The 22,099-nt window shown below is 55.1% G+C and carries 12 protein-coding genes; 6 read left to right on the plus strand and 6 right to left on the minus strand.

Going from position 1 to position 22,099, the window contains the following annotated elements:
* The first annotated feature begins 103 nt into the window (after positions 1-103).
* Together Q31a_RS00510 and Q31a_RS00515 are read left to right on the plus strand one after the other, a co-directional pair.
* Entirely contained in the window at positions 104-1,432 is a 1,329-nt protein-coding gene (locus Q31a_RS00510) for a Trx7/PDZ domain-containing (seleno)protein (RefSeq protein ID WP_145072530.1), read from the plus strand.
* Positions 1,433-1,598: 166 nt separating this feature from the next.
* Positions 1,599-2,669, plus strand: coding sequence for a carbon-nitrogen hydrolase family protein (locus Q31a_RS00515; RefSeq protein WP_197355974.1), 1,071 nt, complete (start codon positions 1,599-1,601; stop codon positions 2,667-2,669).
* A 383-nt stretch (positions 2,670-3,052) separates the two neighbouring features.
* On the opposite strand, the gene Q31a_RS00520 is transcribed toward Q31a_RS00515, so the two are convergent.
* The 3 genes from Q31a_RS00520 to Q31a_RS00530 form a co-directional block, all read right to left on the minus strand.
* On the minus strand, positions 3,053-4,834 hold the full coding sequence (locus tag Q31a_RS00520) for an efflux transporter outer membrane subunit (protein ID WP_145072534.1): 1,782 nt from the start codon (positions 4,832-4,834) through the stop codon (positions 3,053-3,055).
* Positions 4,835-5,410: 576 nt separating this feature from the next.
* Positions 5,411-8,884 (minus strand): efflux RND transporter permease subunit, encoded by a 3,474-nt coding sequence (locus Q31a_RS00525; protein ID WP_145072536.1) that lies wholly within the window; start codon positions 8,882-8,884, stop codon positions 5,411-5,413.
* A gap of 13 nt (positions 8,885-8,897) precedes the next feature.
* A complete protein-coding gene (locus tag Q31a_RS00530; RefSeq protein ID WP_145072538.1) occupies positions 8,898-10,178 on the minus strand; it encodes an efflux RND transporter periplasmic adaptor subunit in 1,281 nt (426 codons plus the stop codon).
* 1,144 nt (positions 10,179-11,322) lie between these two features.
* On the opposite strand from Q31a_RS00530, the gene msrA reads away from it, so the two are divergent.
* Positions 11,323-11,832, plus strand: a complete 510-nt coding sequence (gene msrA / locus Q31a_RS00535) for a peptide-methionine (S)-S-oxide reductase MsrA (RefSeq protein WP_145072540.1) — start codon at positions 11,323-11,325, stop codon at positions 11,830-11,832.
* A 189-nt stretch (positions 11,833-12,021) separates the two neighbouring features.
* On the opposite strand, the gene Q31a_RS00540 is transcribed toward msrA, so the two are convergent.
* On the minus strand, positions 12,022-13,398 hold the full coding sequence (locus Q31a_RS00540) for an IS4 family transposase (RefSeq protein ID WP_145072543.1): 1,377 nt from the start codon (positions 13,396-13,398) through the stop codon (positions 12,022-12,024).
* 542 nt (positions 13,399-13,940) lie between these two features.
* Between Q31a_RS00540 and Q31a_RS00545 the strand changes: the two genes are divergently transcribed.
* From Q31a_RS00545 to Q31a_RS00555, 3 genes are all read left to right on the plus strand, one after another.
* Positions 13,941-15,368, plus strand: coding sequence for a cation:proton antiporter (locus Q31a_RS00545; protein ID WP_145072545.1), 1,428 nt, complete (start codon positions 13,941-13,943; stop codon positions 15,366-15,368).
* 596 nt (positions 15,369-15,964) lie between these two features.
* Positions 15,965-17,749, plus strand: coding sequence for an NADPH-dependent assimilatory sulfite reductase hemoprotein subunit (locus tag Q31a_RS00550; RefSeq protein WP_145072547.1), 1,785 nt, complete (start codon positions 15,965-15,967; stop codon positions 17,747-17,749).
* Between the two features lie 71 nt (positions 17,750-17,820).
* Positions 17,821-18,258: a GyrI-like domain-containing protein gene (locus Q31a_RS00555; RefSeq protein WP_145072549.1), complete on the plus strand. Its 438-nt coding sequence runs from the start codon at positions 17,821-17,823 to the stop codon at positions 18,256-18,258.
* A 439-nt stretch (positions 18,259-18,697) separates the two neighbouring features.
* Here the strand turns inward: Q31a_RS00555 and Q31a_RS00560 are convergent, their stop codons facing one another.
* The gene (locus Q31a_RS00560) at positions 18,698-19,117 is read right to left on the minus strand and encodes an RrF2 family transcriptional regulator (protein ID WP_145072551.1); all 420 of its coding nucleotides are present in this window, start codon (positions 19,115-19,117) and stop codon (positions 18,698-18,700) included.
* Between the two features lie 326 nt (positions 19,118-19,443).
* A complete protein-coding gene (locus Q31a_RS00565; RefSeq protein ID WP_145072553.1) occupies positions 19,444-21,858 on the minus strand; it encodes a DUF4159 domain-containing protein in 2,415 nt (804 codons plus the stop codon).
* Positions 21,859-22,099 lie beyond the last annotated feature (241 nt).

The raw sequence follows: 22,099 nt of genomic DNA on the forward strand, positions 1-22,099 counted from the left end.
CGTTAGACTGGGATTGCAACCGAAATCCTTCGGGCTGTGCAGCAAGCTCATCTCGCCTCGGATCTGCCTCCCGTCCCCGCTCAAAACCGAAGATTCTCCGACTATGCGAAAATTTCTGTGTTTACTCCTCGCTTTCGCTTGCACACCCTTGGTGGTCAGTGCGCAGAACCCAACTCGTGAGCAAAAAGTGCGAGCGGACAAGGCAAAGGTTGAAGCCGAGGGCTTCTGGCTTTACAACGACTTGGACCAGGCCTACAAGATTGCTCGGCAGACCGGCAAGCCAATTCTGGTTTCCCTGCGCTGTATTCCCTGTGAGGAATGTGTCAAGCTCGATGATGACCTCGTCGATACCGATCCGGTAATCCGCCCGCTGCTGGAACAATTCGTGTGCGTCCGGATCGTGGGCACGAATGGACTCGATTTGAATACCTTCCAGTACGACACCGACCAGTCGTTCGCGATGTTTATGCTAAATGCGGACCAAACGATCTACGGTCGCTTCGGCACCCGCTCCCATCGAACCGATTGGGTGGGAGACGTCTCTCTGGAAGGGATGGCGGTCGCCTTGCAAGGTGCCTTGGAGCTCCATGCTCAACAGCCCCAAAGCAAAGTGCAACTGGCTGCCAAACGCGGTGAGCCACTCGAATTCAGCTCGCCAGAACAGTATCCTTCGCTACAAGATAAATTCACCGATCAACTGAACTATTCAGGGGATGTTGTTAAGAGCTGTATCCACTGTCACCAGATTGGCGATGCACGCCGCGATTTTTACTGGGGCCAGTCGCAACCCATTCCGGAGGAGTTGCTCTTCCCCTACCCACATCCGAAGTCGATCGGTTTAGTATTGGATCCGAAGCAACGAGCTACCGTCAAAAGCGTTACGGAGGGAACCCCAGCTGCAGCAGCCGGTTTGCAAGCCGGAGATGCGATTGTTGCGTTGAATGGCCAGCCTCTCCTGTCCATGGCCGATGTGCAGTGGGTGTTGCACAACACCCCTGCCACGGGCGCCGATCTTTCATTGCAGGTGGAACGAGATGGACAGAATTCAGAAATCGTCCTTAAGCTTAGCGAAGGCTGGCGTCGTCTGGATGACCCGTCGTGGCGGGTTGCCTCCTGGGGGATGCGGCGCATCGCTACCGGTGGCATGCGATTGAGTAGCCTTTCGGACGAAGAGCGCCAAGAATTGAAAATAGAAAGCCCGATGGCCTTGCAGGCTACGCACGTTGGTAAGTTTGGCGCTCATGCCGCCGCACAGCGGGCTGGATTCAAAGTCGATGATGTGATCATTGAGTTTGATGGGCAGACCGACCTGGGGCGCGAAGCAGACTTGTTTGCCTACGTGAATGATCACCATCAACCAGGAGACGTTGTGCGTGTCAAAGTAATGCGGTCCGGCAAGGTCCAAACCCTCGAGTTGCCCATTCAAAAGTAAGCCATCGTCCCGCTAGAAATCAAAGCTTTCGTAGACTTGGGGGAGGCACCGCATCCTCCAAAGCAAAGGCGCCCCAACCGATGTGTGAAGGGGCGTCGAGCAAGTCCCCTCGGCTTGTTCTTCATTCGCCAGCCATCTCATGACTCCAGCAAAAGGTACTCCAATCATGCCTGCTCAGAACTCTTCCCCAAAAACACCTGTTTCTGCTCGGCGACAATTCTTAGCCACGGCCGCCAGTGGTACGGCAGCGTTGGCTGGCCTGGGGGTGGTGGGAGCTCAAGCCCAGGGGGCCGACCTGCCAAAGGCGCAGCGTCCCGCTCGCTTGCCTCGCGAGGTAACCATCGCAACCGTCTGTCAGGATGGTTTGCGCGAGAGTTCCCCAGAGAATATGGTTCGCGCTATGCTGAAGCGAGCTGAGCAGGCGGCCTCGCAGCAGCCCGATCTCGTCTGCTTTCCCGAAGTCTTCACCTGTGCCAATTTGAGCAACGGTCGTCCAGAGTTGGCCAAATTTGCCTCGACGCCCTTGTGCCCCGTGACGCAACCGGTTGCTGACTTTGCCAAGCGACACCAATGCTACGTGATTTGCCCGACCTACACGCAGCACGATGGGCGGTATTTCAACGCAGCAGTCCTGTTCGACCGCAGTGGCCGCGTGGCTGGTGAGTATCAGAAGATACGCTTGACGCTAGGGGAAATCGAAAACGGGCTAACGCCAGGGCCCGATACACCGCCTGTTTTCGAAACCGATTTTGGACGATTGGGGTGCCAGATCTGTTTCGACATGGAGTGGATGGACGGGTGGCAGAAGTTGCGAAAGGCTGGTGCCGAGATCGTCGTTTGGCCCAGCGCTTTTGCCGGGGGCAGTATGGTCAATACCATGGCGGCACTCCATCGCTATGTGGTCGTGAGCAGTACCCGTAAGGATACGAGTAAGGTGTGTGATATTGACGGAGCCCAACTCGCGGCAACCAGTCGTTGGAACACCTGGGCCGTGACTACCGTGAACCTAGAAAAAGTCTTTATGCACACGTGGCCCTTCGTGCAGCATTTTGAAGCAGTCCTGGGCAAGTATGGGCCTCGAGTGTCCATCAAGACGCATTCCGAGGAGGAGTGGTCCATCCTGGAAAGCCATGATGCCAACTTGCGGGTAGCAGACATTCTGCAAGAATTTGGGCTCGAGCAGATTGACGCTTACCTGGCTCGCGCGGAGCAGGCGCAGCAAAAGGCCAAGTCCTAAATCCCGGGAGACGCTGTGCGAACGCAAGTTGAATTTCAGCGTAGTTGGGGAGGTGGCGTGTCGATCGATCCGGTGGATCTAGGGCTCACTGGCTCGTTCACGACCCGACTTTCATCTCGAATTCGGTGCAGGCATTAGTGCTTCGACCCGTTGGGTTTCTGGGGGAACTGTCCAGGGCCGTGATTTCCTACCTGGACAGCTTCCCGTTCGCCAAGAAGTCTCTAAGGCCGGCTAGCGGGCACGCGCTGGCTTGTTCTCCTCTGGAAGCAGGTTGCTCAGCCAGCAAACTGCGGTGGCGCGGACTGCGACGGACCGGGCCCGTGCTACAGGAAGTCCCGTGCTACAGCAAGTATGGAACCCGAAAGCTAGGTCTACCGGAAGCACTAGTTGACTCGTGTCGGCACTCCCCCGCCTCCCAGCGCTTGGTAGGCCTTGACGGTGGCAGACAATTGCTGCTGCTTGGTTTCGATTAAGACCATCTTCGCCTCCATCATGTCGCGCTGAGCTAGCAGTACTTCGACATATTCGGCGCGGGCGTTTTGGAAGAGCTGGGTGGCACTGTCGACCGAGGCTTCGAGCGAATCCAATTGCTGCTTCTTGATCTCAATGCTTTGCCGGTAGTTTTCAACCTTGGTTACGTAATTGGTGACTTCGGTGAAGGCGTTGAGGATAGACCGCTGGTAATTGTAGACACTTTGGAGCTGTCGGGCATTCGCGCTCATGTAGTCTGCCCTGATCGCCTTTTTGTTGATCAAGGGGGCGATCAAGTCCCCGGCAGCGTTGTAGATCAGCGATTCGGGACTCGTCAGCAAGTAGTTCGGGTTGAAGGCTCGGTAGCCCACTCCAGCGGACAAGTTCAGGGAGGGGTAGAAGCGGGCTCGGGCGACTTTCACTTCCAGTCCGGCAGCAGCCAGTTCGCGTTCTGCCTCGCGAATATCGGCTCGGTTTTGGAGTAACTGCGAAGGGACTCCCACGCTCAGCGCATGCAAGTTCAGATCGACGTACTCCACGGAGATCCGATCCACAGGTTGTGGGTAGCGACCGAGGAGAAAATTGATTCGGTTCTCGGCCTCGACGATCTTTTGCTGGATAATTAGTTTCTCACTCTGGTTCTTGCGAACCTCAGCCTGAAATCGCTGGACTGACAACTCGGTGCCACGGGCGGCTTCTTTCATGGCATTGGCCGTCTCTAGACTCCTCTGCTGAATGTCAATGGTCTTGTCCAGAGTGATTAGCTGGTTGTCGAGGGCCAGCAGTTCGTAATAGTTTTCCGCAACCTCAGCGACCATGCGAGTCACCACATAGTTCCGGCCTTCCCGAGTTCCCAGATAGCGCAGCGCGGCCGCATTTCTGGCATTCCGCAGCTTTTTCCATATATCGATTTCCCACGAGACGTTGGTCGCGATTAGGAAATCCGGTAGTGGATCGGGAAAGGCCTTGCCGGGTAGGACCTCCAGTTGGTCCTCGACCGCTCCGTTGCGCGTGAACAGGCTTGGCTTCTCAACACCTGCGCCGGCTCCCAACGTCACGAAAGGAAGGTATTCCCCTTGCCGCGACTGAACCTCATTCGATGCAATCTGGATCTCCTCGGCCAGGATTCGTAGCTCCTGGTTGCCGACCAACGCTTGGTTGATTAGCCCGGTGAGAATCGGGTCATTGAAGAAGTCGCACCATGCGATTTGGGAGGAGTTCTCAAAAGTGTTTACGCTCCCGTCCAGGTTCGGTGGGGCGTCCAGGTTGGTTGGGGAAAGATCGGTGGGGCCAAGATCGTAACCCGTTGCACCTTGGATGCCGCCCGAGGGTGCTGCGTTAGGGGCGGATGGGTCTTGCAGATCTAAAGAGCTAGCAGGCTTGACGGCGCTGGTGAGCTGGAAGGGACTTGCGGGGATTTCGGAGTTGGCGGCGGTCGTCTCTGCAGCGGAGCCCTGCTGTGCGGTGCTGGCAGAGGGCTGTGCTCCACTTGTGGAACCAAAGCCCCAGCTGGTGGGATGGTTGTTCCAATAGGTAGAGAGGTTGTAGCTCTGGGGGAGCACCGGTCCCGGTTGAGCACAGCGAAGTGTGGGGATGGAGCAGGCCGGCAGGGTGAGCAAGATGCTGAGAGCGAAGGCTTTCCGAAGCCGAGCGTTTCTACGCTCCACGCTCTGGTTTTTTACTGAGAATTTCATCCGTCGATTCCTTGACGTCCCATTCCAGGATCTTCAGCTCCTGGGTGCCGACCACATCCTTGTGGATCAATCACGTAACTTTTCGGATCATTGAAAAACTCCTCTGTCCAAGGCTGGGCTAAGAGGGGAATTCCGAGCGGGCGCTCCGTTGAAGACTGCTGGTGGGCTGGTTGTTCCGCTAAAGCGGATTCGGCCCTGCGTCAGAACTGGCAGCATGTAAACGATTGATACAACTGTTTCTTCGACAGGCGAAGAGGCGGCTCTTTATCGGTAGTTCTGCAAAACTCTTAAACTTCCCAGGATCCGCAAGCTTCCTGCGCGCACCGGGAGCGCAGAAGACAATTCGGTGGGTGGTGGGTGAAGCGAGCGAGGATTGCGGGCCTTCGAGACGCAGCAATTAACGAGGACAACTAAGCGGATAGAGGCTACCCGGCTCTAACAAAACAGTTTTCTGTGCGGTTGGGGGATTGGCAGGCTTTGCAGCAGCCAATTCCCCGGTGCGTGGTGTTTTCCGGCCGACCTTGTCCGGGGGCTGGGGATCGAAGCGCTGGGAAAACGGGTTTGTTCGCATGTTTGTCACGCGTCCAGTGGTGAGAGTGGATCGTGCGGTGGGGAGGCTTCGTGTTCCAGCCGCTCGCTAAGTGGGCGATTGGTCTCGTCTCGAAGCAGTTTCTTTCCGTCCGCCATCTTGGCGAAGATGTAGTACAGGCCTGGGATGACCAGGACGCCAATCACGGTACCGATCAGCATGCCACCCACAGCGGTCGTTCCAATCGTGCGGTTCCCAATGGCCCCGGGACCGGTGGCCCGGACCAGGGGAATCATACCGGCGATGAAGGCGAAGGAGGTCATGAGGATCGGCCGGAAGCGCAGCTTGCCGCCTTCGATGGCCGCCTGCTTGATACTCACCCCTTCTTGGCGACGCTGCACGGCGAATTCCACAATCAAGATTGCATTTTTGCCCAGCAGACCGACCAGCATGACCAGCCCGATTTGGGCGTAGACGTCATTCGACAGTCCCATGGCTTTGAGGAACAGGAAGGAACCGAACAGCCCAACCGGCAGCGATAGGATTACGGCCAGCGGCAAGAGAAAACTTTCGTACTGTCCGACAAGCACGAGATAGACGAACATCACCACGATCAAGAAGATATAGATCGCCGTGTTCCCCTTCTTGGCTTCATCATACGAGAGTCCTTGCCAGTCGATGTCAAAACCACGCGGTAGCGTCTCGGCAGCGACTTCTTGGATCGCTGCGATAGCTTGACCGGTACTAAAACCAGCGGCCGGGGCACCTTGAATGGCGGCCGTGGTGTACAAGTTGTAGCGGCTGATCTCGTTGAGCCCTTGTTGTTTTTTCATTTTCATGAACGCGGAGTAAGGCACGTTTTCGCCCTTATCGTTCTGCACGAACATGTTCTCCAGATCTTCGGGATAGCGTCGGAATTCAGGCGCCGCTTGGACATAGACTTTGTAGAACTGACCGAAACGGACAAAGCCTTGTTCCCATGTACTGCCCACGACGATCGACAAATTCTTCATGGCGTCACCGATCGACACCCCCTTCTGCATGGCGACGTCGTTATCGATGACCAGCTCATATTGCGGGTAATTACTAGCAAAGAAGGTGAACAGGCCTTTCAGCTCCGCGCGTTCGGACAGGGCAGCCATGAAGGCGTCGGTCACCTCTCCCATGCGCTCATAATCACCGCTATTGGTCTTATCGAGCAGATTCAAGGAGAAGCCCCCAGCGGCACCAAAGCCGGGAACGGCCGGAGGTTCATAGAACTCGAGCTTTACGTTCGCAATGTCGCGTCCCTTTTCCTCGAGGGCTTCAATGATGTCCTTCGAGGTTCGCTCGCGTTCGGCCCATGGTTTCAAATTGATGAGACAGGTCCCCGCGTTGGAGCCTCGGCCCTGAGTCAACACTTCGTAGCCAGCAATCGACGAAACCGAGATGACTTCCTCAAACTCTTCGCAGATCGCCTGCAGCTCGTGAGACTTGGAGTTCGTGTACTCGAGTGTCGAACCGGGAGGAGTTTGAATAATGCCGTAGATCATTCCCTGGTCTTCGAGCGGAATAAAACCGGCTGGAAGCACTCCATTGACGATGATGATGCCATACCCGAAGCCTGCGATGACGAGCATCGTAAATATGCGCCGTGGCACCAACACACCTAGGATGCCGGTAAAGCCCCCGGTAACCTTCTCAACGCCACGGTCAAAAACGTGCAGGAACATCCCAATGGGACTGCGCGCCTTTTTACCACCATCGCTACCTGAGAACATTGCCCGAAACGTCAAAGCGGCTAGCAGCGCGACGGCGCCAGCGATTATCTGCATTCTGGTCGCTGTTAGCGGGAGCTGTTCAGACACCATTTCGTGCACGATTTCAATGTGCAGCAACGCGTACGCGCCGTAGCCGACCGCGAGCCCGAGTGAGAGGCATAACAAGCCTCTGAGGATGAAGGCATTGTGACCAGCAGCCTTGGTCATGACGCGGTTCGACCAGCCCACGAGCCCACGCTGCTTTTCGTAATCTGAATGCGGCTTGAGAATCATGGCGCACAGCACGGGCGTGAGCGTTAGGGCTACCAGACCGGATAGGACGATGGACATGGCCATCGTCAGACCGAACTCACGGTAGAACACGCCGACCGGGCCGGTCATGAAAGTTACCGGTACAAACACGGCAGTCATGGTCATCGTGATCGCGATGATCGCGCCGCTAATCTCATGCATTACCTCCTGCGTGGCCCTGTAGGGCGAGAGGTGCTTGGTGTGCATTTTCTCATGCACCGCTTCCACAACCACAATGGCGTCGTCTACCACGACCCCAATGGCCAGCACCAGCGCGAAGAGCGTGATGAGGTTGATCGAAAGGCCGAACACCAGCATGAAGAAGAAGGCTCCGATCAGCGACACGGGAACGGCCAGGGTTGGGATCAAGGTGCTCCGCAGGTCCCCCAGAAACAGGTAGACCACCAAGGACACCAGCACGAAAGCTTCCAACAGCGTGTGCAATACCTTTTCAATGGACGCATCCAGGAAGCTGGAAACGTCGTAGGTGACCGTATAGTCCATCCCAGGTGGAAAGGTTGCCTCTTTAATCTCTTCAAGCTTTTCCTTGACCCGCTCGATGACGTCGGTAGCGTTGGAGCCAGGAGTCTGTTTGAGCACGATGGCGGCCGAAGGCTTGCCATCGATGTCGGAGTAGAGGTCGTAGAAGGAGGAGCCTAGCGAGACCGTCGCGACATCCTTAATTCGCAGGATCTCGCCTTCGGAATTTGCTTTTAGAATGATGTTTTCGTATTGTTCGGGTTTGTCGTATCGCCCTACCCAGGTCAATACATACTCAAGGGTTTGCGACGTTCTGCCCGTGGCCTGGCCAAGTCGACCAGGCGAACCAATCATGCTCTGTTCCGCCAGAGCATCCATCACCTCTTCGGCAGACAAATTGTAGGCACGCAAGCGTTCCAAATTCAGTTCGACGCGCATGGCATAGGCGCGGTTTCCCAGGATGGTGGGGCGAGCTACTCCTTGAATCCGCTTGATTTCAGGCAGAATGTTAACGTTGCAGTAGTTGTAGAGGAAGTTCTGATCCACGTTCTTGTCGGTGCTGAAGACGTTCACATACATCAGCATACTGGTCATATTCTGCATGACGATGATGCCCTCCCGCTCGACAATGGGAGGGAGGTTGTTCTTGACGGCTTGGACGCGGTTGTTCACGTTCAACACCGCCACGTTCGGGTCCGTTCCGGGCTCGAAGATGATCTGAATCGTTGCCTCTCCGGCACTGGTGGCGTCGGACACCATGTAACGCATGTCCTGAACGCCGTTGATCGATTGCTCCAAGATCACCAACACAGAGTCAATAAGGACTTTGGCGCTGGCTCCTGGGAACGACACCGAGACCACCACGCTTGGAGGCGCGACCGAAGGGAACTGAGAAATCGGCAGCGTAACAATTGCCAATCCACCTAGGAACAAGATGATCAGCGAGATGACGATGGCCAAGGCTGGCCTATGGAGTATTCTTGCGAACATTGAGAACCATTACCTATTCTGCGTGGTATTTTAGGTGGCTAAGTACTTCGTCGGGATTGCGATATTCGTATTCCACCTTGTCACCATCGCGAACTTGTTGGGTCCCTTCAAGAACGATCTTTTCGTTGGGTTGCAGGCCGTCTTTAATCAGATAAATATCGTCCAATTCGCTTTGGATGACGATTTCGCGTTGGTGGACTACCCCATGCTCTAGTTGTGCATCGTGCTCAGGAGCATTGTCGTGTGCAGAGGTGTTCGAGTGTTCTGCGGTCGGAGTGGTTGCAGGTGCAGGTTGGTGTGCCTCCTGCGGTTCGTGTGCGTGGGATGGAGCTTCATTCGCTGCCTCTTCACTCGCATCGGACAGGACGAGAGCATACTTCTTGGCCAGAATCTCAAACGTAGCTCGCTGAGGGATCACCAGAGCGTCCTTGACGACGTGGCTCAGTAGCACGGTTCCGGTTTGACCATGCCGCAGCAGGCGGTTGGGGTTGGGGAAATCTGCCCGAAAGGCAATGTTTCCATTCTCGTTGTTGAATTCGGCCTCGATCGCACCGATGACGCCTTCCTGCTGGAACTTTTGTCCGTTGGCCAGCATCAGTTCTACTTTGAGCTCGTCCTTAGGGCTTTCCTGGTACTCGAGATAACGCGCTTCGGGCACATTGAAGTACACCCACATGACACTGTTATCGGACAGGGTCGAGAGGACGTCTCCCTCCTCGATCAGACTTCCCAATTGCTGATACTGGCGGTCGACAATACCGTCGAAGGGGGCCTTGATGTTGGCGAAAGCCAATTCGGCCTGGGCTAGATTTACATTGGCCTGGGCCTTGGCCAGCTTGGCCTGGGCCAAAGCTACTTCTGGTTGAGCGACCTGCTTTAATTCCAGTAATCTTTGGGAGTTCTGAAGCTCGATTTGGGCCACCTGCGCCTCGGCGATATCCGACTCGAGACGGGCCTGGTAGAGCGTGGGGAGAATCTTGAAGATCAGATCCCCCTGCCGTACCGCTTGTCCTTCGTTCACTAAGATCTGCTCCAGGTAACCACCCTCCAGAGAGCGGACCTCGATGTGCCGGCAAGAATGGATCTGGCAGACGTACTGTTGCGTGCTGATGACGTCCTTGAGGACGGGGCTAGTCGCCAAGATCTTATGCGCCCCGTGGTGCTCACCTTCGGAATGACCTTCATCATGTTCCGCCTCTCCAGCCACTATTTCCTCAAGCTTGTTGCATGCTGGTAGCGTGAAAATGGAGAGAATCAGGACAATACCGAAAGCTGGGACCAGTGAAATTTTCATAGTTTTTTGGTACTTGTCTGCCAAGTTAGGCCGGACTGCGGGTGGCTGAGGAATTTTGAGAGTTGTGGGCGTCCCTGCACTTCCCTGAAGCAAGCAGTGGGAGCGGGCATAGTGGTGGCTAGCCAAGTCCGCTCACTGAGATCGACAGCTCCAGTGGGACGGGAAATCAGCTTCGCTCGCTTTCCAATGCTGGCGTTAGCTGCAGAGACTTACGCGAAATTTCGATCCTCAAAGGCGTCATAGCAAATGGTGGGCCCAACCGATTTTGAACAGCTGCAATACCGCAATCCCACCGCTGGCAAGCTCCTGGAATTGGCGAGATTTGACACCATTAGGTTGACTTGGCAAAATTTTGAATTTTTTCCATCTCCTCGCCGTGGTGGGCTTAGGGGGAGGTGAAATATCCGGAAGCCGCGATTAGGTGACTTGGGTTCACGCTGGACGCAGGCGGTGATGTATTTCCGACGTTGTTGCTAGAGCCATTCGTCGGAGGTCTTGGGGGATTTGGCCCCTACTGGGACTAGGCTGCAGTGTTTTTTTCTAACCGAAGGAAAAATGTCCTCACGCGGTAAAACGCTGGGGACAGACAGCCGAAGAGGCGATTCGCGTAGCGAGTTCTGTGAAGTGTCCGCAGCTTGAACAGCAATTGATCGGTCCGAACAGTTTTCTTCCCGCTGACCTCGTCCAGCCGTGGTTTCCCGAGTCGGTCGGGAGCTGAGGGAGAAAATGCGGCGAGGAACCACGGTGTCGTATTTGCGCAGGAGAACGCGTCGAAATCTGTCCGACTGCTAATAACGAAAGTGCAGCCCCCTCCCCAATCAAGTCCCAGGAATACCGTGCTGCTCCGGCAATGCCCTATAATCGGCTGCGAAGGAGGGTGGGTTGCTCGGGCGAGTCACGTGGATGCAGCAATGTCCCGCTAGGATTTGTTGCATGGCCCTAGCGAGGAGAAGAATGAGGGGACTCCGAGGCCTCTAGCTCATCTTGAGGACCTGTTCTCTCCCTGAGGATAGGTGCGCCCTGGCAACGGATCGCTTCGAGGAAATTTCTGCTTTGGCGCTCGCATGCCTGTGAGCATGCTGCGTCGAGTCTGTCATTGAGACTGTATGAAACATCGAAAACTTGCATTGGAGCAGGCAATATCATGACTGAACGAGCTGTGTTAGCTGGTGGATGCTTCTGGGGAATGGAAGACTTGTTTCGCAAGCTGCCCGGCGTTGTGTCGACGCGCGTGGGGTACACCGGAGGGGAGGTGCCCAACGCGACCTACCGCAATCACGGTACGCATGCCGAAGCGCTTGAAGTTGTGTTTGACCCCAGCAAATCCAGTTTTCGAAAAATGCTGGAGTTTTTCTTTCAAGTGCACGATCCAACGACACTCGATCGGCAGGGCAACGACCGAGGAGCTTCGTACCGCTCCGCAATTTACTATACGAGTGACGAACAGAGGCAGATCGCACTCGATACGATCGAGGATGTAAATGCATCTGGGATTTGGCCTGGAAAAGTTGTGACACAGGTTGAACCGGCTAGCGAGTTTTGGGAAGCCGAACCGGAGCATCAAGATTATTTAGTCAGAAACCCGGGGGGGTATACGTGTCATTTTCCTCGCGAGAAATGGGTACTGCCCAAACGGACCGACACCGCTAAGTAACCGCCGCCTCCCCCTGCCCTGTGCTCGTGTTTAGCTCGGTGTGAACAGGGCTGGTTGGTTGTAGCTGCAGGCTGGGTTCGGGAGCGAGCTGCCTAGTGCATTGTCAAAGCTTAATTTTCGGGTTGCCCGGAAATTCGGGTTGCCCGGAAAAAGGTGTCCGACACGAATGGCACTTAATCGGCGTAAGTCCTATGCCTCCCCGGGTTTGTATTCGCTTCTTGGCTTTTGCATCAGCTTGTATTTCTTCGGTCTTCGCTTGAGCACCCTGGGCTCGTAGCGGTCCGGTCGATTGCCAACTGCGTGTTGCAAGCAGCAGCGGTACAACACAGTGCATAATTCATCGGCGTTGCTGATTAGGCCTAGAACCGGAAGCATATCCGTCACCGTTGTCAGTGTTGACTTGAAACTGATATGCCAAGGTTGAACGTCGCCTTCGACGGCCGCTTCAGACATCACCCCGCGAATCAAATTGTAAGCCAACATGTGCGTCCGAATTTCGTTCCGCACTCGATGCGGCTTTTTACAGCGCAAGTGTTCCATCTGCATGACCGTTTTCAAGCTCCGTAAATGAAGTTCTGCTTGCCACCTTCTACGGAACAGGGCCGCGATGTCCTCCCTCGTGTACTCCGTATCGTCCGACAGCGATGTGTGAACGATAATCTCGCGAGTGCGAAATCCGTTGTTCTCAACTCGGATACGGATCTCGCGAATGGTGATGAAGTCCGGGTACGTCTCGTACTCTTCAATGCTCATCCAGTCGGGACGAGCTGGCTTGTCGATTTGGATGGAGTGATCGTCTTTGCCGTAACGAATTCCAGTCCGAAAATCTGACTTGCGCAACTGGTGTTTGCGAACAACGACGTGTGCACCACGTTGAATCATCCTCGCCATCTCGAACCAACCCGCATAGGCGCGATCAGCTAGGAAAACATCGGTTTCTTCGATGATTGCGTCGATCTGACGAAACAAACTTACTTCGTGAGTGAACTTACCTTTGTATCGGCCCATCGCCATGTCGAGCACAACGCCAGTCGACAACGCGAACAGTACAACGACTCGCAAGATCGGAAATCCACAACCGGGTGCTTGACTACTAAGTTGCGGGTAGGCGGCTTGATTCTCCGACGTGTCTGCCATCGTGACGGTGGCACCATCGGCGGTGATCACGCGGTGCCCCAGCCATCGCCAATGGTCGGGACTGCTGTCTTCAATCGCAAGTCCGCTGGCCGTCACAAGACGTTGCATGGATTGCTCGTCGATTTTGTCTCGAGCAATGCAGTAAGCACCGGTTTCGGCAGAGCAAGCAGTTTGGTTGTTGGCGACTCGATGGGTGATCAGCTTGGCGACCGCAGAGACGCAGCCGTGGTGGATGCTCATGACTTGCGAGAGGAAGACCCACAGCGTGACCGATGTGTTGTAAACTCTGGCCGAATCGAGAATGGCACTTGCATTGCCAAAGACTGACGCGATAGTCTCTTTGGAGATCAAGGCGGCGAAGTAAAGATCGCCGTGTTGGCGCGCATGTTGGACTCGACAGCGGAACGAATCAAACGGATGATGGCACACGGGGGCTTCCTTGCTTGGTGTGTTCGGGAGGTAAGATTACCCAAACTCATCGCAAGTGAAGCCCCCTGCTGTCAATCGAACTTAACTCTAGAAGCACCAGTACCTTAGGCCGATTAAGTGCCATTCGTGTCCGACACCAAAAGCCGGAACGGCCCTTCGGGTGCTTTGCACTTTTGGGTGTCGGACACCTTTTTCCGAACGCTCGCTAAACCCGAATTCTTAGTCTTGACAATGCACTAACGAGACCGCAGCGCACTTGACTGCCGCGCATCCCCACCCCCTCTCTTCGGAGTTCCGGGGCGATGGGATGCCCGTTTGGATGTGGTCGGGGGATGCGTACTGAAACGACTGGTGCTTGGGGGCAGCCTATTCGTCGAAGTGGTAATGTGTAAAGTCTGACGTGTTAGTGACGGATTGCACCGCTTGTGCAAGAATCTGACGCGGCGCCCCACGCGCGGGCCGGTGAGCTGACTGACGCTCTGAGCAGAATTTCCTGCAGGCTAGAGCCAGAGACGTGTTTGTTATGGAGCAGTGAGAAGGTTATGGATCTCTATTCAATCGCGGCCATCATTGTGACACTGGCAGCGATGTTCGGTTATATCAATGTCAAGTTCTTGAAATTGCCGAATACGATCGGCCTGATGGTCATCGCGATTCTGTTTACTTTCACACTTTTTGCCAGCACACTGTTTACCAACCAGCTCCTAGAGCGTGCGGAACATTTAATTGCGCAGATCGATTTCCATGATGTGCTGCTCGATGTGATGCTCGGTTTCCTGCTGTTTGCTGGAGCGCTGCACACCAATTTTTCACAACTCAAAGTCCATCGATGGCCGATCCTTGTCTTTTCAACTGTGGGGGTGATCGGTTCGTCATTCTTGATTGGTGGCCTAATTTACTTCGCATTTCCTTGGATTGGTCTGTCGGTTTCATTCATCCACTGCCTGCTTTTCGGAGCCCTGATTTCGCCTACCGACCCGATTGCCGTGCTAGGCATTTTGAAGCAGGCGAAAGTTCCTAAGCAACTTGAAACTAAAATCGTTGGCGAGTCGCTGTTTAACGATGGTGTGGGTGTGGTGGTGTTTATGACCGTCCTGCAGGCCGCCCACGGTCTCACAGGGGCTCCCACCATGGAAGTTGCTTCGGACAGCCCCATGGTTGCAGTTAGTCAGTCGGAGGTCGTGCCAGAACCGCATTCGGTCGACTCTCCCTTGCCGGCAGCGACGGTAGCGGAGCTCACGGAAAATCACGCTGCGGATGAGCATGCAGCTGATACGCATGCAACAGGCTGGACCGGTGTCGTGAAGTTGTTCGTGGTGGAAGTCTTTGGCGGCATTATCTTGGGCCTGCTCCTGGGCTTGGCCACTTACAAGTTACTGAAGTCAATCGATGACTATGAAATCGAAATCTTGATCACACTGGCGTGTGTCATGGGGGGCTATGCGCTGGCTAGCTACTTCCATTTTTCGGCTCCACTGGCCATCGTCGTGGCCGGTTTGTGTGTGGGCAACGATACGGTGCGTGGAACGGCCATGTCGAAACAAACCGAAGAGTATGTCGACCGCTTCTGGGAGCTTGTGGACATGCTGATGAACGCCACCTTGTTCGTTTTAATCGGTTTGGAGCTGTTGGTCCTGACGCTAAATATTCAAGTCCTCTATGCCTCTTTGCTGGCGGTCGTAGTTGTTTTACTGTCTCGCTATCTTTCGCTCCTACTTCCCGTCCGGTTCTTTCGAAGAAAGCTCGACTTCGCGCCCCATACCACACTGTTAATGACCTGGGCTGGTTTGCGAGGAGGTATCTCCATCGCACTTGCGCTGAGTCTGCCCATATCGATGAATCGTGAACTGTTTCTCGCGGTAACGTATGGAGTCGTTGTTTTTTCGATTATCGTGCAAGGACTCTCCGTCGGCTGGCTGGCGCGAAAGTTGATCGGCCAACCCGCTACCGTCAGCCCCCCTGTGCTGTAGGCTTCACAACCTTACCGCGGCGCGCACGCAAGACAATGCAAGCTGGATAGCGCACGCCGGTGGCCCGAGGCCGTTTTTCAATGCGCATGAGATGCACCGCAGCTCATTGGCGTGTTGGATGAAGAGCGTTTTCAGTTTTACCCTGCAGGGGTCGCAGCCCCAATCTCTCTCTGCGGCGCCCACGCATCCCTGCTCACGCAGCGGGGGCTCATTCAACCAGCCGCTAAGCGCAGGTTTCGTGTTCGAAGTCGTCGGTGGAAAGTGCATTACGAACTTGGGATCCCTCGCAATCGTTCGCATCAATTCAATTCTGATTTGTGCAATTCCTCTGAGCAATTCAGTTTGGTGTGTTTAGTGAGCTGTTTGGGTGATAGTCCGTATTTCATGAGGTCCCGGTTTCATGAGGACAAAGTGTCGCACTTCTCAAACGGCAATCTCATACGGCAAGGGGAGTTGCATGGCGCGCCTGCGGGACGCGCTGAATCGGGGGAAGTTTTGAATGCCGTTGACAACGCCACATCGCATCGCATAAAACCTGTACCAGTTATACAGGTTTCGATGGCCTAGCGTTAACCCGCGTCGAAGGAAGCTCGCACGTGTCCCAAGAAGAACCCCAAAAATCAAAAGTAGAAGTCATCAAGGAAGCCAGCGTTGGGCTTCGTGGCAGCATCGCGGCGGAGCTTGCCGACCACAGCACTGACCACGTCGAGGACGCGACGACCAAGCTGCTCAAATTCCATGGGACGTACCAGCAGGATGATCGGGATCTGCGGAAGGCGCGACGCAAGGAAAAGCTCGGGAAAGCGTTCTCGTTCATGGTTCGCAATCGCATTCCTGGGGGCAAGATGACTGCGGCCCAGTTTTTGGCGGAATTGGACATCGCGGACGAACTGGGTAACGGCACGATCCGCATCACTACACGACAGAGTATTCAACTTCACGGCGTCGTTAAAGACAACTTGTGGGGCGTGATTCATCGCATCAATGAAATCGACCTTTCCACACAATCGGCGTGTGGCGATGTGACGCGGAATGTATGTTGTTGTCCTGCGCCACTGCACCAGGATTCGCTGCGAACGGAGTTGCAAAAACTGACGGATGAGATCGCAGAATTTGTGCGGCCCAAGACGGGAGCCTACCATGAGATTTGGATCAAGGATCCCGATACTGGAGAGCGCGAACAAGTTGCGGGCCAGCCCGCAGTGTCCGAATTTGAACCGCTCTACGGCGAAGCCTACATGCCCCGCAAGTTCAAGATCGGTTTGGGGATGTGCCACGACAATTGCATTGACGTCTATGCTCACGACCTGGGGCTATTGGCGGTGACCGAGGGGGACACCATCCTGGGATTCAACGTGTTAGTGGGCGGAAGTATGGGGACGACGCCCAGTAAGAAGAATTGCTTTCCCGCTATTGGTAAGCGGATGGCGTTTGTGACTCGTGAAGAATTGTTTCCGCTCATCACGGCAGTCATGTTGGTGCAACGCGATTTCGGCGATCGTAGCGATCGCAGTCAAGCCAGGATGAAGTATCTGATCCACAACTGGGGCTTGCCCAAATTTAAAGCCAAGGTGGAAGAGTATCTCACTCAAGCTGAGTCGATTTGCAGTGTCGCCGAGGGGACGGTGCGGCGGCCACTGCTTGATCCGCATCCGGCCGAAGTAACCACGCATCAAGATCATTTAGGCTGGCACGAACAGGGAGATGGGAAGTGGTTCCTGGGGCTACCCATTGAAAATGGTCGGGTGAAAGATGACGGATCACTGCAGCTGAAAGCTGCGTTGCGGAAGCTGTTGCCCGAGCACGTGCCAACCGTGCGTTTGACCTTGCATCAAAATATCTTGCTGTGCGATGTGGAGGCGAGTCGCCGAGCAGATATCGAAAAGATTCTCTCAGACCATGGTGTCGTTACCGTGGAGCAGATCAGCACGCTGCGACGGCATGCGTTTGCCTGCCCAGCACTGCCGACCTGTGGGTTGGCAGTCACGGAAAGCGAGCGCGTGATGCCGCTGGTGATTTCCGACCTGGAGGTGCTACTGGACGAATTGGGGTTGGCCGATGAGCCCTTTTCGTTGCACATGACCGGTTGCCCGAATGGTTGTGCCCGACCCTACAATTGCGACATTGGACTGGTTGGCAAGAGCATCGACGGAAAGTCTGGTGAGGGGAAATACACGGTATTCATCGGCGGTAACTTGATCGGTACGCGCATGAATGCGGTTTACAAAGACTTGGTCTTGCGTAGCGACATCCCCGCGACGCTGCGTCCGCTGTTGATCTGTTTCAAAGAGAATCGTCAAGCGGGGGAAACGTTGGGCGATTTCTTCCACCGCTGGGGAATGGACTCGCTCAAGGAGTTAGACGGTACCGCCGAAGTGTAGCCGGGCGCCATACCGCATCTATCGAATGGTCCGCTAAGTTTTCAGCGACTGGCTTGCAGCAAGGGAGAGGAATGTTGAATATCGAGCGACAGCACGCACGCACGCTGTATGGGATCGAAACGCGTATTTCCGATGATCCGGCAGCGCAGATCGGTGCGGTTTGGCAGAAGTTTCTCAGTGAGAATCTAGCGGATGATATTCCAGAGAGACTCGATGATCTGTTGATCGCAATGTACTTCAATTACGAAGGCGAACCCTCAGATCCCTACCATTTCTTCTTGGGTTGCGAAGTTGGTGATGTGGCTTGCGTCCAGGATGGTTTTGCCTTGCGAACGATACCTGTTGGCAACTATGCTGAGTTTCTCGCCGTAGGCAAAATGCCAGCAGCTTTGGTTGAGACGTGGCAACAAATCTGGAAGGCAGACCTCAAACGTAACTTCGCAGCAGACTTCGAAATCCACGATCCAGCAACACCAGATCAAGTCGCCATTTACGTCGGTGTTATCTGAAGCGTCTGCTAGTGCAATTGTCAGACGGCCGATTGATTAAACGCGATTTTGGTTTTGCTGCAGAGGTAGTGCCCGTGACTGCCCTGTAGCGGCGATCGCCTTTTCTTGCTTACCGGGATGTTGATTTAATCGCAATTTGAATTTTAATGCGGAGGTAGCATCCTTAATTGCCTTGTAGCCGAGGTTATCTTTCCTTGCTCACGCGGCGGGTTACTATTTCAACAGCCCGTTACGCGGCGGGTTGCGATTTCGATCTTCTTTGTTCGCGGCCTGTTGAGTGAGGCTAGTTTTTAGTTTTGCCGCAGAGGTAGTGCTCGTGATTGTCCTGTAGCGGCGATCACCTTTCCTTGCTTACGCGGCGGGTTGCGATTTCTGTCAGTCAGCAGTCAGCAGTCTGGGGACTCGAGGCGTGTGGCATCCCTGGCTTCAGTCCCTTGGCCTATTGCACGAGCTGGAGTTGGCGAGCCGTTGGTGCGATGTCCGCGAGGGTCACGCCATCCAGGTATTCACGTTGGACGCGCTCGGCTTCCGCAAGAACCCCTTTGAGTTTGCAAAAACCATGGATGGTACAAGAATCGTCGGCGCCGACGCAAGCCAATAGGTGTAGGTTGGATTCCATGCAGGCAATCACCGCTCCAATCGAAATGTCGTGGGGTGGCTGGGCTAATTCGATGCCCCCACCGACGCCGCGAGTGCTGCGGATGTAGCCCTCTCGCGCCAGCAAGTTGACGACTTTGCCAACGTGGTTGACCGAGATGCCGAATAGCTGTGCAATGTCGGCGACTTTCGAGCGTGATGATTGCGTCGCTAAAAACATGAGTGTTCGCAACGCATAATCGGTTTGGGTGGTCAGCTTCATGATGTTTGAGAATGCAGACCTTGGAAAGATTGCAGCACAGAGAGTGGTGGGGACGCAGCTTGCACAAGCCTAGGCTCACTGAAATCAACGGTCAATGAGAAATTGGAAAATAGGGTTTGCCGGTTTGCAAATGCCGCCCATGTCGGGTGGGGAATTCCCAGCTCACGAAATCGAGAAACCGTCTTTCTCCTACCCTGTCGCAGAGCATTCCGCAGGCGAAGCAAACAGCTGGGGGCGTCGTCGTCCTATCTATTGCTCTCGTCTTCGGTCTGCGTGGGACGGGCAATGCCGTACGGATCGTCCTCCGATCGACTCTGCCTCGATGCTTACTGCTGGAGGGCGAAGAGGAGGGTGTTGATGCCGATCCGCGCGGCGTCTTCGCGGAGATAGCCGCGGCATTGCAGGGAGTGGCGACTCTCCAGAGCGCAACTCAAGTCGAGCGGTGAGAAGACCACGCAGGTGCGATTGTCGGCTTTGCCAATCTCCAGTCGCGGTGCAATGGTTCGCTTCGTGGTGAGAATTTGATCTCCCGACTTGTCGGGGTCGAGCAGAGTGACACGTCGAATGTCAAAGCCGTTGAATACCGGTGTGAGCAGGGGATCGGTGTCAGCCAGAGGGCTCAGGGGGCTGTTGAGGATGATTTCCATCTCGGTGCGAAAGCTGTCGGTGAACGCCTGGTCCGAGCAAATCGAATCCGCGAAAAGAAAACCCCCATTGGTGAGATAACTTCGCAGGGCTTCACGCTCCAATTCGCTCAGTTTTAACCGGCCACGTCCATGCATGAAGACGACGGGATACTGCTCTAGGTCGGCGCTGGCAATGTTGATCAGACGTTTTTCACTGCTCAACTGGAACGGCAATTCTTTGCCGAACCATTGCATCAGGTTAGGGATCGTCCGCGTTGCGTCGTCAAAGCCCGCGTTGTGTTTGAGGATGGGCAAGAAGAACGTGCCGCGATCGGTCGGGACTTGGGGGAGTTTGTCTTCCAGGATCGTGACCGTATCTAGTTTTTCCTTCAGTTCCTTGCCGGTGGCATAGGATAGGACGTTGATCCCCATCTTGGTAAAAGTGTTGAGCTCACTCTGAACCGGCTCGGGATAACTCACCGGGGCGCCGTAAGCGGGATGCAGTTCCCAGCGGCATGAGAGGCTGACTGGTGAATAGACCACCCCGAGACGACAGCAGGTCTGAACTCCATACAGCCAAGCTCCTGGCGGAAGATCCTTGGGGAGCACTCGGGCCTCCGCATACCAAATGGGATGATCGGGACTCAGCTTTTCCAGAGGCTGATCGAACAACTCCACCACCAGCTTGCGAAAGTAGTCTTCAAACGCGCGGCCGTCGCATCCATTGCCTTGGCAGGCTTCGGCGTAGATGAATCCCCCTTGCTCGACGTACTCCTTGAGCAGCAGTTTGTCCTCCTGCGAAAGGACTGGCGTGTTGCTGCCACTTAAGAAGAGTACGGGAGATTCGAGCAGGTCAGCCAGTTTGGCGCGCTTCAAATCAATCGTCTGCCAGGCGAGGTCGCGTTTCCAAGCCTGCTCGGTGTGGGCGGTGAGGTTTTGAATGGCGGTGGAGTGATGATTCCAATCTTGATCAATGCCGTGCTTCAGGCGACTCACCACAATCTGTCGTTTCCCCTTGGAGAGGAACAGCAGGCCAAAGGCGGTTTCGGAAAAGGTGTTACCCCCGGGAGCGCTCGTTCTTGAAATGTATTTCCCAGTAACTTTGTCTTGTTGGCTGATCAGTTCACTGGCGCCCTCGCGATACCAATCGTGTTCACCAATGAACCGTCGTCCCGTTAGTCGCCCCACCCGCTCGAGTGCGTAGAGGTAGTAGAGCTGGTAGACATTGGAGACTGGTGTTCGGGTCACGGAAAAGTTGGCTGCCAGCCAATCCAAGCCTTTCTGGATGCGATCCTCAGTGGGATTCCCTGCGCTACCACAGCACTCGATGCCGTTGGTCACGGATGCTTCCAAGGCATCGAGCTGTGCCCCGGTAATTACCAACGAGGCAATGCCAGCGCAGGTCATGCTTCCGCGGGGTGCATCGTTGCGGTTGTAGGGGAACGCCCCGTCACTCCGCTGCAGCGACTCCCAGTACTTTTGAGCTAATGCAAAGGTTTTGCCCCACACCTGAGGTTCGAAATGCGCGCTGCCGGTGCGTTGCGCTTCGTGCAGGGCGAGGAGTGCGAATTGGCTGTTGGAGGGGTCTCCGTCTCCCCGAGCGTCGTTCTTGTTGTAGTCCCAACCTCCGTTAGAGAGCTGAGCATCGAAGAGCCATTGAGCGTTGTGCTGGATTTGTGTGGCATAGCGATTGGGATTGGCGGCGCAGAAGACCATCGTTTGCAACGAGACGGTATAGACCATATCGGGCTCGCGATCTTTCAGGTGAAGCAGTGCGCGGGCGATTTGCGGATGTTCTGGGGCAAGTCCGCTGTTGAGCAAGGCTAGGGTCACCAGACCGGTGACTCCTGAGTTGTAGCGATTGATTTCTGCCCAGCCGCCGTCTTCGAGCTGGTTGATGAGCAGGTACTTGACGGCGAGCTGGATGGAATCCTCGACAATTTGGCTATTCGAGCGTTGGGCCACCGCGGTGGTGGGAGCAATTGGGAAAATCGCTAGGATCGCTAGAACTGCGGCGATGAGGCGCGGCGGCAGGTTCCAGCGGGGAGCGTGGGGGGCCTGATCAGCGCGAGGTTTGCAAAAAGAGCTTCGGATTACTGTGTTCGCTCTAAACAACGACTGTTCCCGTACGATAAAGGGTGGTGGATACTGTCGAGTGTGGCCGGATCGTCTGCGAGGGTGAGCTATCGTCAACTATACGCTCCCTTAGCGTACTATACTTAGCTGAGCTCGGTAAATATGCAGCTCGCTGCGTCACCGAGATCGGAACTCCCTTAAATTTAGCCTGCAGACTTCACCGTTTTTACAGGAAAGCATCTGTGTCGAATCAGCCAGCCGCCAATCGCCCCAAGAATGT

Source organism: Aureliella helgolandensis, from assembly GCF_007752135.1.
GTDB lineage: Bacteria > Planctomycetota > Planctomycetia > Pirellulales > Pirellulaceae > Aureliella > Aureliella helgolandensis.

Bases quoted from the DNA above. Each gene is read 5' to 3' on its own strand.
- Q31a_RS00545 (WP_145072545.1), top strand. From the start codon at position 13,941: ATGGATCTCTATTCAATCGCGGCCATCATTGTGACACTGGCAGCGATG.
- Q31a_RS00530 (WP_145072538.1), bottom strand. From the start codon at position 10,178: ATGAAAATTTCACTGGTCCCAGCTTTCGGTATTGTCCTGATTCTCTCC.
- Q31a_RS00515 (WP_197355974.1), top strand. From the start codon at position 1,599: ATGCCTGCTCAGAACTCTTCCCCAAAAACACCTGTTTCTGCTCGGCGA.
- msrA (WP_145072540.1), top strand. From the start codon at position 11,323: ATGACTGAACGAGCTGTGTTAGCTGGTGGATGCTTCTGGGGAATGGAA.
- Q31a_RS00560 (WP_145072551.1), bottom strand. From the start codon at position 19,117: ATGAAGCTGACCACCCAAACCGATTATGCGTTGCGAACACTCATGTTT.
- Q31a_RS00525 (WP_145072536.1), bottom strand. From the start codon at position 8,884: ATGTTCGCAAGAATACTCCATAGGCCAGCCTTGGCCATCGTCATCTCG.
- Q31a_RS00555 (WP_145072549.1), top strand. From the start codon at position 17,821: ATGTTGAATATCGAGCGACAGCACGCACGCACGCTGTATGGGATCGAA.
- Q31a_RS00510 (WP_145072530.1), top strand. From the start codon at position 104: ATGCGAAAATTTCTGTGTTTACTCCTCGCTTTCGCTTGCACACCCTTG.
- Q31a_RS00520 (WP_145072534.1), bottom strand. From the start codon at position 4,834: ATGAAATTCTCAGTAAAAAACCAGAGCGTGGAGCGTAGAAACGCTCGG.